General features: G+C 63.0%; 10 protein-coding genes. 9 read left to right on the top strand and 1 reads right to left on the bottom strand.

The window, feature by feature from the left end:
- From VGH68_RS27035 to VGH68_RS27010, 6 genes are all read left to right on the top strand, one after another.
- Window positions 1–545: ABC transporter substrate-binding protein (locus VGH68_RS27035; protein ID WP_331606787.1), on the top strand; the 545-nt coding region annotated here is incomplete at its 5' end.
- A gap of 85 nt (window positions 546–630) precedes the next feature.
- Window positions 631–1,578, top strand: a complete 948-nt coding sequence (locus VGH68_RS27030) for a branched-chain amino acid ABC transporter permease (RefSeq protein ID WP_331606786.1) — start codon at window positions 631–633, stop codon at window positions 1,576–1,578.
- Window positions 1,579–2,895: a branched-chain amino acid ABC transporter permease gene (locus VGH68_RS27025; RefSeq protein ID WP_414696998.1), complete on the top strand. Its 1,317-nt coding sequence runs from the start codon at window positions 1,579–1,581 to the stop codon at window positions 2,893–2,895.
- The gene (locus tag VGH68_RS27020) at window positions 2,892–3,653 is read left to right on the top strand and encodes an ABC transporter ATP-binding protein (RefSeq protein WP_331606785.1); all 762 of its coding nucleotides are present in this window, start codon (window positions 2,892–2,894) and stop codon (window positions 3,651–3,653) included. Before VGH68_RS27025 ends, VGH68_RS27020 begins: the two co-directional genes overlap by 4 nt.
- Window positions 3,653–4,366: an ABC transporter ATP-binding protein gene (locus tag VGH68_RS27015; protein ID WP_331606784.1), complete on the top strand. Its 714-nt coding sequence runs from the start codon at window positions 3,653–3,655 to the stop codon at window positions 4,364–4,366. The genes VGH68_RS27020 and VGH68_RS27015 overlap by 1 nt, the downstream gene beginning before the upstream one ends.
- Window positions 4,367–4,427: 61 nt before the next feature.
- Window positions 4,428–5,486 (top strand): ketopantoate reductase family protein, encoded by a 1,059-nt coding sequence (locus VGH68_RS27010; RefSeq protein WP_331606783.1) that lies wholly within the window; start codon window positions 4,428–4,430, stop codon window positions 5,484–5,486.
- Between the two features lie 144 nt (window positions 5,487–5,630).
- On the opposite strand, the gene VGH68_RS27005 is transcribed toward VGH68_RS27010, so the two are convergent.
- The gene (locus VGH68_RS27005; RefSeq protein ID WP_331606782.1) at window positions 5,631–6,329 is read right to left on the bottom strand and encodes a FadR/GntR family transcriptional regulator; all 699 of its coding nucleotides are present in this window, start codon (window positions 6,327–6,329) and stop codon (window positions 5,631–5,633) included.
- Window positions 6,330–6,870: 541 nt separating this feature from the next.
- Between VGH68_RS27005 and VGH68_RS27000 the strand changes: the two genes are divergently transcribed.
- The 3 genes from VGH68_RS27000 to VGH68_RS26990 all read left to right on the top strand — a co-directional run bounded on the left by VGH68_RS27000 (window position 6,871) and on the right by VGH68_RS26990 (window position 10,421).
- Window positions 6,871–8,382, top strand: coding sequence for a sugar ABC transporter ATP-binding protein (locus tag VGH68_RS27000; protein ID WP_331606789.1), 1,512 nt, complete (start codon window positions 6,871–6,873; stop codon window positions 8,380–8,382).
- Window positions 8,379–9,395 carry an ABC transporter permease gene (locus VGH68_RS26995; RefSeq protein WP_331606781.1) on the top strand — a complete coding sequence of 339 codons (1,017 nt, stop codon included), beginning with the start codon at window positions 8,379–8,381 and terminating at the stop codon, window positions 9,393–9,395. The genes VGH68_RS27000 and VGH68_RS26995 overlap by 4 nt, the downstream gene beginning before the upstream one ends.
- Window positions 9,396–9,476: 81 nt before the next feature.
- Window positions 9,477–10,421: an ABC transporter substrate-binding protein gene (locus VGH68_RS26990; protein WP_414696997.1), complete on the top strand. Its 945-nt coding sequence runs from the start codon at window positions 9,477–9,479 to the stop codon at window positions 10,419–10,421.
- Window positions 10,422–10,633 lie beyond the last annotated feature (212 nt).

Raw genomic sequence — 10,633 nt, 5'->3', positions numbered from 1 at the left:
CCGGTAACTGGGGGAGCGACCTGGCGCTGCTGATCAAGGCCAGCAAGGACGCAGGGGTGAGCGCCGATTACTACACCTATTACGCGCCCACGACCGGCGTGCCGACCGCCATGGGCGCGGCCGGTGCCGGCCACGCCAAATACATCGGCTATTTTGGCCCTAACACCAAGGGCATTCCTCCACAGGCCGATCAGGTGTTCGGTGGCTTCAGGAAGAAATACAACGACGACTTCTACATGATCGCGACCTACACCGGCATCGCGATGCTCAGCCAGGCGTTCAAGCAGACGCACTCTACCGAGCCGCTCAAGGTAGCGCGGGCGCTCGAAGGCATGAAGATGCAGAGCCTGAACGGCATGGTGGAGATGCGCGCGTCCGATCACCAGTTGCAGCAGCCCCTCGTGATCACCACCTGGGTCAAGGCGGATGGCAAGGACGTCAAATACGACCAGGAGAAAACCGGTTACGGTTGGCGAACCAACGCGGTGCTGAACGCGTCGTCCGCGACGTTGCCGACCACCTGCCAGATGAAACGTCCTCAGTAGGCGCAATAGCCTCGCGTCGGCGAACGATGGGCCGCATGCCGGCGCGGGATGATCTGAAAGCTTCGGAAACCAAGGAACCTTGTCCGTGGAATTTTTCATCATCTCCCTGTTGAACGGCATCAGCTATGGGCTGCTGCTGTTCTTGCTGTCGTCAGGGCTGACACTGATTTTCAGCATGATGGGCGTGCTCAATTTCGCGCACGCGAGCTTCTATATGCTGGGCGCCTATTTTGCCTACACGATCGCCGACAGAATCGGCTTCTGGCCGGCGCTGGTTTTTGCGCCGCTGCTGGTGGTGCTGGTCGGCGCGCTGGTCGAACGCTTCGGCCTGCGCACCGTGCACAAATATGGACACGTGGCCGAACTGCTATTCACCTTCGGCCTTGCCTATCTGATCGAGGAAGGCGTCAAGCTGGTGTGGGGCCAGGCCGCCGTGCCATACCGCATTCCGCCCGAGCTGGACGGCCCGCTGTTTCATGTATTCAGCTCGGCGTTTCCTACCTACCGGGCCTTCATGATGCTGGTGTCGGTGTCGATGCTGCTGGCGATCTACGTCGTGCTCACGCGCACGCGCATCGGCCTGGTGATCCAGGCCGCGCTGACTCATCCGCAGATGGTCGAGGCGCTCGGCCACAACGTGCAGCGCGTGTTCATGCTGGTGTTCGCGGGCGGCGCCGCGCTGGCGGGGCTGGCCGGCGTGATTGGCGGCAATGCGTTCGTCACCGCGCCGTCGATGGCTGCCTCGGTGGGCACGATCGTGTTCGTGGTGGTGGTAGTGGGCGGTATGGGGTCGCTCGGCGGTGCGTTCATCGCGTCGCTGCTGATCGGACTGCTGCAGACGTTCGCCGTCTCGATCGATGCTTCGCTGGCCGATCTTTTCAGCGTGTTCGGTCTGCATGTGACCAGTGCGACGCTGCTTTCCTCCGTCTGGAAGCTGAGCCTGTCGCAAACAGCGCCGGTGCTCCCCTATTTGCTGATGGTGGTGATGCTGATCGTGCGCCCCCGTGGCCTGATGGGCACCCGCGAAGGCTAGATGATGAAAACGACCATGCAGCAAAACTATCAGCCGGCGGCCACGCAAGGCCGTCCGCGTGCCTGTCGCCGTCGACTCGCGCAGTACGCGATCTGGAGCTTCGCCGCCGTCGCGATGCTGGTGCTGCCACTGTGCTTCTCCAGCCGGTTCGCGATCGCGCTGCTGTCGCAGATGGGCATCATGATTATCTTCGCGCTGTCGTACAACATGCTGCTGGGTCAATCCGGCATGCTGTCTTTCGGCCACGCTGTCTATTCGGGCCTGGGCGCGTTTATCGCGGTGCACGTGCTCAATTGGGTTGGCGCGGGCGAACTGCGGCTGCCCGTCTCGCTTGTGCCGCTGGTGGGCGGCCTTGGCGGCGCGTTGTTTGGCGTGCTGTTCGGCTATGTGACCACGAAGAAAGCCGGTACCACGTTTGCGATGATCACGCTCGGTATCGGCGAGATGGTGTACGCGAGTTCGCTGATGTTTCCGGACTTCTTCGGCGGCGAAGGCGGCGTCTCGACCAACCGGGTGGTCGGCCATGCGGTGTTCGGCATCACCTATGGGCCGGGACGCCAGGTGTACTACCTGATCGCGGTATGGTGCCTGCTGTCGATGATCGCGATGTATGCGTGGACGCAGACCCCACTCGGGCGCATCGCCAACGCCGTACGCGACAATCCCGAACGTGCCGAGTTCGTCGGTTACGACACCCGGCGCGTGCGCTATCTCGTGATGATCCTGTCGGCATTCTTTGCGGGCATTGCCGGCGGCCTGTCGGTCATCAACTTCGAGATCGTCTCCGCGGAGAATGTCGGTGCCGCGCAGTCCGGCGGTGTATTGCTGGCTACCTTCATCGGCGGCAGCGGCTTCTTTTTTGGTCCGGTCATCGGCGCGGTCCTGTACGTGCTGTTCGCCGTCGCGCTGTCCAGCCTGACCCATGCATGGCTGCTTTATCTCGGGCTCTTCTTCGTGCTGATCGTGATGTTCGCGCCAGGAGGCATCGCGAGCCTGCTGATGAAGCAGGTGCCGCTGATTACGGCACGCAAGCTGGGCCGCATGCTGCCGTCCTACTCGATGGCGCTGGGCGCCGGCCTGATCCTGCTGGCGGCGTTGATCCTCACCGTCGAGCTGACCTACAAGCTGCAGATCGACAGCGACAACGGCACCGCGATGACGCTAGCCGGCGTGGCCTTCGACGCCGCCTCGCTCAAGCCGTGGCTCGTCGCGGCGGCGCTATGGCTGGCGGGGGCATTGGGCTGGCGGGCGGTGGTGCCGCGCGTGCATCGGGCCTGGGACGACGTGCACGAACAAATGGCGGGAGGCGGGGCATGACGGCGGCACTCGAATTGAACGAAGTGCGTAAGCAGTTCGGCCAGACGGAGATCATCCGGGGCATCAACCTGAGCATTGCAAAGGGCGAGCGCCATGCACTGATCGGCCCCAATGGCGCCGGCAAGTCGACGACCTTCAATCTGATTTCCGGACGCAGCATGCCCACCTCCGGCTCGGTGAAGCTCAACGGCACGGAGATCGGCGGACTCGAGCCTTTCGTCATCAATCGGATGGGACTGTCGCGCAGCTTCCAGATCACCAATATCTTCCACCGGCTCTCGGTGTTCGAGAATCTGCGCTGCGCGGTGTTGTGGTCGCTCGGCTACAAATACTCGTTCTGGCACCGGCTGGCCCGGCTGCACGACGCGCGCCGGCGCGCCGAGGAAGTGCTCGAACTGATCGGACTGCAGCGCCAGCACAACACCCAGGCCGGTCTTCTGACCTACGCGGAACAGCGGGCACTGGAAATCGGCGTCACGATCGCGGGCGGCGCCGACGTGATCCTGCTCGACGAACCGACTGCCGGCATGAGCCATTCGGAGACGGACCAGGCCGTCGAACTGATCCGCAGCGTGACGGCGGGCAAGACGCTGGTGATGGTCGAACACGACATGGGCGTGGTGTTCGGCCTCGCCGACCGCATCTCGGTGCTGGTCTACGGCGAAGTCATCGCCACCGGCACCCCCGAGGCGATCCGCAACGACAGCAAGGTCCAGGAGGCGTATCTCGGCGCCACCCTCGGCGAAGGAGCGCACTGATGGACCGCAGCATGCTGGATGTTCAAGGCTTGCACGCCTACTACGGCAAGAGTCATATCCTGCAAGGCGTGAATCTGCATGTCGACGAAGGCGAAATCGTCAGCCTGCTCGGACGCAACGGAGTCGGTCGCTCCACGATGGCTAAAACCATTGTCGGCATGGTCAAGGCGGCAGGCTCGGTGCGCTTTCGCGACGCGGAGATTCTGGGTCGCCGCACGTTCGAGATCGCCCAGTTGGGTATCGGCTACGTTCCCGAGAATCGCGACATCTTCCCCACGCTGAGCGTTCGCCAGAACCTGTTGCTGGGCGAGAAGCGCAATCCGCGCCGCACGAAACGGCGCTGGACGCTGGCCGACATGTACCGGATGTTTCCGCGCCTGAAGGAGCGCGAGAACACAGCGGCGGGCGTGCTCTCGGGTGGCGAGCAGCAGATGCTGACACTGTGCCGCACGTTGATGGGCGACCCGGACATGATCCTCATCGACGAGCCCACCGAAGGCCTGGCGCCCAAGGTGGTGACGCTGGTCGGCGAGTATCTGCAGACGCTCAAGGAACGTGGCGTGTCGGTCCTGCTGATCGAGCAGAAGCTGGCTATCGCGCTCGACATCTCGCAGCGGGTCTATGTGATGGGTCACGGCCAGATCGTGTTCGAAGGCACGCCTGCCGATCTGAAGGGCAATGCGCAGATCCGCAAGGAATGGCTGGAGGTGTAGGCGCTGGCGCACCGCCGCGCGCGTCGCCCGATCCTGCGGAACAACAAAAAAGGAGCATCGCATGCGAGCAGCTATCGTCGGAGCCGGTTCTCTCGGCACCATCATCGGCGCACTGATGAATCAGGCGGGAAAAGAGGTCGATCTGGTCGATGTCTATCAAGACCACGTCGACGCGCTGAACCGGTCCGGCGCGACGATCACGGGGGCCATCGACCTTAACGTGCCGGTCAACGCGTATACCCCCGATCAGCTTGCGGGCACCTACGATCTCGTGTTCCTGCTGACCAAGCAGACCAGCAACCAGGAAACCCTGTCGCGGCTTTTGCCACATCTTCATCCCGATAGCTCGGTGTGCACATTGCAGAACGGCATTCCCGAGCACTCCGTCGCAGCCATCGTTGGCCGCGAACGCACGTTGGGGGGTGCAGTGGGTTTTGGCGCGACCTGGCTGAGACCTGGCGTGTCTTCTCTGACTTCGAGTTACGACGCAGTGAAGAATTTCGCGTTCGAGATTGGCGAGATCGACGGCGTCGTCCGCCCACGGTTGCAAATCATCCAGCAATACCTGGCGTGCGTCGGCAAAACCGAGATACGTACCGATCTGATGGGCATCCGGTTCTCCAAGGTTCTGATGAACGCCACGTTCAGCGGCATGTCCGCGGCGCTCGGCTGTACGTTCGGGGATATGCTGACCGATCCCAAGGCGATGACGTGCGTGGCGTTCGTCGCGGATGAATGCATCAAGGTGGCGCGCGCTCACGGTGTCCGGCTCGCGGTGATGCAAGGAGAAGACCTCGAGCTTCTGGCATTGCAAAACGCCGCGCAGATACCGTCGAAGATGCCGATTTACAGGAAGATCTGGGGCGCGCACGCGGGACTGAAGGCAAGCATGCTTCAGGACCTCGAGAAAGGCCGTGATACCGAGATCAACTACATCAACGGTCTGATCTGCGAGAAAGGCCGCGAGCGTGATGTGACGACTCCGTTCAATGTCAAGATCGTCGAACTGGTAACCGAGGCTCAGGCGCGACGTGGAGTCAATACATTCGAATGTCTGCGGCGGTTCGACGTGTTACTGCAGGTCCACGCGCGCAACCTGCCTGGCCATGTCGCATGGTAAGTCGCCGAGCTAGTCGCGCCCCGTTGACGATTGCGCGTCGAGGTTCCTTCGCCGATCGTTACGCGGGTATGCGACGCTGATCGAGCATTGCATCACGGAGCCGCCAGCGCTGAGCGACGCGGCGGCCCCGCACCGTCGATGGCGTCACCCCGTCTCGGTCCAGCGCATCTCCGAAGCCTTCAGATGGCTGCGCATCGCCGATTGCGCAGCGAGCGGGTCGCGCTCCTGGAGCGCGCGATAAATCGCCTCGTGTTCGTCGAGCGCCGCCGCCCAGGTTTTCCCCGTCTCGGCGTGCCTGCTGAGGCGCGCTGAAATTGGACTGTGCCGCTCGTCGAACAATTCGGCGACCATCCGGACCAGCACGAGATTGCCGGTCATCTCCGCGATACACAAATGGAACGCGCGATCGTGGTCGAGCGGGGAACGCCCCGCCTTGATCTGCGCGCGCATGCCATCGAGCGTCTCGTGCAGACGGGCCAATCTCTCGGGCGTAATCAGCGCGGCGGCCAATACGATCAGCGAGCCTTCCAATACCGCGCGGGCCTGCATCAACTCTGACGGGCTTTCGCCCAATGCGATAGTTGCATTGGGCGAACGCTCGGGCGGCCGGCACACGTAGACACCCGAACCCTGGCGAATTTCCACGGCGCCCGCGATCTCCAGCGCGATCAACGCTTCTCGCAACGAGGGCCGCGACACACCCAGTTGCTGGGCGAGATCGCGCTCGGGAGGCAAACGTGTGCCCAGGGCGAAGCCACCCGACTGAATCAGCGCCCGGATCTGGTCGGCGATGTGTTGATAGAGACGCTTCGTCTCCACCTGCTTGAGTTGCGTGCTTGTCAAGTGCCCTCCGTCGCTTCCCGTGCGAACGGCCGCACGGCGTTTTGGTCAGGCCAATTTACCATGTCGTGGCCTCGATAAGGATTATAGGTCAGCCGCGCGCGCGGCTGACAACAGCCTTCCAGTCCGGCCGGCGTGCCGCTTAGCCCGGGGTTCGCGCAACCGCGCAAGCCACGGCGGCGTGCGGAGCCGATCGATCGGCAGTACAAGTGGCTTGACCAATTGTCGCGACGTGCCTATGATCAATTTGCCCCGCCGTGCGCTGCCGCATCGGTGATGGGTTCGATCCGCAAAGAACAAAACCACGTACCCGCCTGTCCGGCGGCGTCACGAATTGGAGACAGCCTTGCTGGAATTCTCAACACGGTCGGTGCCGCGCCGCGCTCTATCGGCGCGCCCGCAACCCGGGCATGCCCGCCTCCCAGTCGCGCCGGGCGAACATCGCACGTCGGCCCCGTCTGCCGATACGTCAGCGCCCGCACCGGCAAACGCGCCGGCCGCCGATACGGCCGATCGCGCCGCACGGCCGGACGACAACGGCGAACTGTTGCGCCTCACAGGCGTGACCAAGCGCTTCCCCGGCGTCGTGGCACTCGACGGCGTCAGTTTCGACCTGCGGCGTGCCGAGGTTCACGCGGTGTGCGGAGAAAACGGCGCGGGTAAATCGACACTGATGAAGATCATCAGCGGCCAATACCCGCCCGACGATGGCTCCATCGTCTACAAGGGCAGCGAATGCCGCTTCGCGTCGTCGCTCGAAGCACAGGCCGCAGGCATCGCGATCATTCACCAGGAGTTGAACCTGGTGCCGCACCTGTCGGTGGCGGAAAACATCTTTCTCGCCCGCGAACCGCGCCGCGGGGTATTCGTCGACCGGGCGCGGCTGCGCGCCGACGCACAGCGCTGCCTCGACCGGCTCGGCGTCGACATCGCGCCGGGGACGCTCGTGCGCACGCTGTCGGTCGCGCAACGGCAAATGGTGGAAATCGCCAAGGCGCTGTCGCTGGACGCCGAAGTGCTGATCATGGACGAGCCGACCTCGTCCCTCACGGAGACGGAAACCGGTCAGCTCTTCAGGATCATTCACGAGCTCAAGCGCGCTGGCGTCGGCATCATCTATATCTCGCACCGGCTCGATGAAATGGCGGAGATCGTCGACCGCGTCACCGTGATGCGCGACGGACGCTACGTGTCGACGGACGTGTTCCACGAAACCACCATCGATAAGGTCGTCGCACGCATGGTCGGCCGTTCGCTCGAAGAGAAATTTCCGCCGCGCACCTCCGTTCCGACCGGCGAGGTGTTGCTGTCGGTCGACCAGTTGAAGCGCGCGAATGCGTTCGGACCGGTCAGCTTCGAATTGAGGCGCGGCGAAATCCTCGGTTTCGCCGGCCTGATGGGTGCCGGTCGGACCGAAGTGGCGCGCGCGATCTTCGGCGCCGATCTGCCCGACAGCGGCACGATCAGGCTAGGCGACGAGACCCTTACGATCCGCTCGCCGATCGACGCCATCCGGCACGGCATTGCGTACCTGTCCGAAGACCGCAAGGCCCACGGTCTATCGCTGAGCATGCCCGTCGCCAGCAATATCACGCTGGCCAACATGAACGCGGTCTCGAACCGGCTGGGCTTCATCCGCTTCGCAACCGAGGCCGCCGTCGCCAGACGCTACGTGGACGCGCTCGGCATCCGCACGCCGAGCGTCAAGCAGATCGCGCGCAATCTGTCAGGCGGCAATCAGCAGAAGGTCGTGATCAGCAAGTGGCTGTTTCGCGACTCACGCGTGCTGTTCTTCGACGAGCCCACCCGCGGCATCGACGTGGGCGCCAAATTCGCGATTTACGAACTGCTCGACAAGCTCGCGGCGCAGGGCATCGGCGTGGTCATGATCAGTTCCGAACTGCCCGAGATTCTCGGCATGACCGATCGTGTGGCCGTTTTTCATGAGGGCGAACTCGTGACGACGCTCGAGACCCGTCAAACCAGTCAGGAAGAAATCATGCACTACGCCTCGGGACGCAGGGGCGCTTCGGATACCTCGGGAGCTTCGCAATGAGCACGATTACACGTCCCAGCCCTTCGCTCGCCAACGAACGGCGCAAGGATCTGATCCAGAAGTTTGCCGCCTTCGCCAGCCTGATCGTGATGATCCTGGTGTTCTCGTCCACCAGCGAAGCCTTTCATACCGTCGACAACGCGATGACCGTCGCGCTGCAGGTGACCTCGATCGCCTACCTTGGCGTCGCCGCGACCTGCGTGATAATCACCGGTGGCATCGACCTTTCGGTGGGCTCGGTGCTTGCGCTCTCCGGGGTCGTGGCGGCTCTCGCGGTGAAGGCCGGCATGCCGGTCACCGTCGGCATGCTGCTGGGCATCGTGGTCGGCGCGCTGTGCGGCGCGGTCAACGGTCTGTGCGTGACGCGTATGCGCCTGCCACCGTTTATCGCCACGCTCGGCATGATGCTGGTGGCGCGCGGTGTGGCACTGCAAATCACCGGCGCACGCCCCGTGTCGGGACTCGGTCAAGCGTTCGGCGTGCTCGGCAACGGCGCGCTGTTCAGGATCGAGACGATCGGTGCGGACGGCTTTCCGGACGTGACGTTTCCAGGCATCCCCTACCCCGTGCTGCTGATGATCGTCATCGCGATCGCGGTGTCGATCATGCTGAGCCGCACCACCCTCGGCCGGCATATTTACGCGGTCGGCTCGAACGCCGAAGCGGCGCGGCTGTCCGGCGTCAATGTCGCGCGCGTGACGATGTTCACGTATGTGCTCTCCGGTGCGCTGGCGGGCGTTACCGGCTGCGTGCTGATGTCGCGACTGCTCACCGCCCAGCCGAACGAAGGCGTGATGTACGAGCTCGATGCGATCGCCAGTGCGGTGATCGGCGGCACTTCGCTGATGGGCGGCGTCGGCACGATCTCCGGCACGGCGATCGGCGCTTTCGTGATCGGCATTCTGCGCAACGGGTTGAACATGAATGGAGTGTCCAGCTTCATTCAGCAAATCATCATCGGCCTGGTGATCCTGGGCACTGTCTGGATCGACCAGCTTCGCAATCGCCGATGAAATCCATCGGCGGGTCGGACCGGCCGGTCCGTCACGCCGAGAAGTCCATGTACGACAACAAATCCTCAAAGGAGTAGAGACATGCGCACATTCCAACTAAGCCTGGTCGCCGCCACCGTGATGCTGGCAACCGGACTTGCTCACGCCGCCGGCGGCGAGATCGCGGTTATCGTGAAGACCTCGAGTTCCAACTACTGGCAGAACGTCCAGAAGGGTGCGAACGCGGCGATGGGTCAACTGAAGGGCTACACGATGACTTTCCAGGGTCCCGCGACGGAAACCGCGATCGCCGACGAAGTCAACATGGTCGAGAACGCGGTGAATCGCAAGGTGGCCGGCATCGTGCTTGCCCCGTCCGATCCGGACGCGCTCGTGCCGGCTGTCAAGAAGGCATGGGAGGCGCATATCCCGGTCGTCATCATCGATTCCGCGCTGTCCGATTCCGGCAAGCAGTATTACCAGTCGTTCCTGTCGACCGACAACAAAAAGGCCGGCGAACTGTGCGCGAAAGCGATGATCGATCGCGTGGGCCAGACCGGTAAGGTCGCAGTCATGTCGTACGTGGCCGGTGCGGGCTCGGAAATCGGCCGGGTCGGCGGCTTCCGCGACTATCTGAAGGCCCATTCGCAATTGCAGGTGGTGGGACCGTTCTATTCGAATTCACAGATGGCGACTGCTCTGAACCAAACCACTGACACATTGACCGCCAATCCCGACCTGAAAGGCATTTTCGGCGCGAATGAGCCAACCGCGGTCGGCATGGGCCGCGCGCTCGAACAGTCCGGCAAAACGGGCAAAGTGGTGGCGATCGGCTTCGACGGCAATCAGGATCTGCAGGGTTTCGTCAAGGACGGCACGCTTGCGGCCACCGCCGTACAGGGCTCGTACCAGATGGGCGAGCTAGGCGTGAAATCGGTGGTCAACCTGATCGAAAAAAAGCCGGTGTCGAAGAACCTCGATACGGGCGTGGTGATGGTGACCAAAAACAACATCGACAAGCCTGAAGCGAAGAACGTGCTGTATTGATCATCGTTGCGCGGCCGGGCGGCTCGATCGAGATCGCGCCCGGCTGCCGCGACAACAGGTACTCGAATTAACCCTGCGCCGCGCGAAACGGCGACGAAACAAGGATTGCTATGCTTACGGTGATATGCGAGACGCCAGGAACGCTGAGCGCACAGGACAGGCCTAAACCCGAAACCGGAGAAAACGACGTGCTATTGCGCGTCAAGCGGGTC

The sequence above is a fragment of the Paraburkholderia sp. genome (assembly GCF_036488505.1).
In the GTDB taxonomy this organism is placed as follows: domain Bacteria; phylum Pseudomonadota; class Gammaproteobacteria; order Burkholderiales; family Burkholderiaceae; genus Paraburkholderia.
This window is presented reverse-complemented; position numbering and strand designations above follow the sequence as displayed.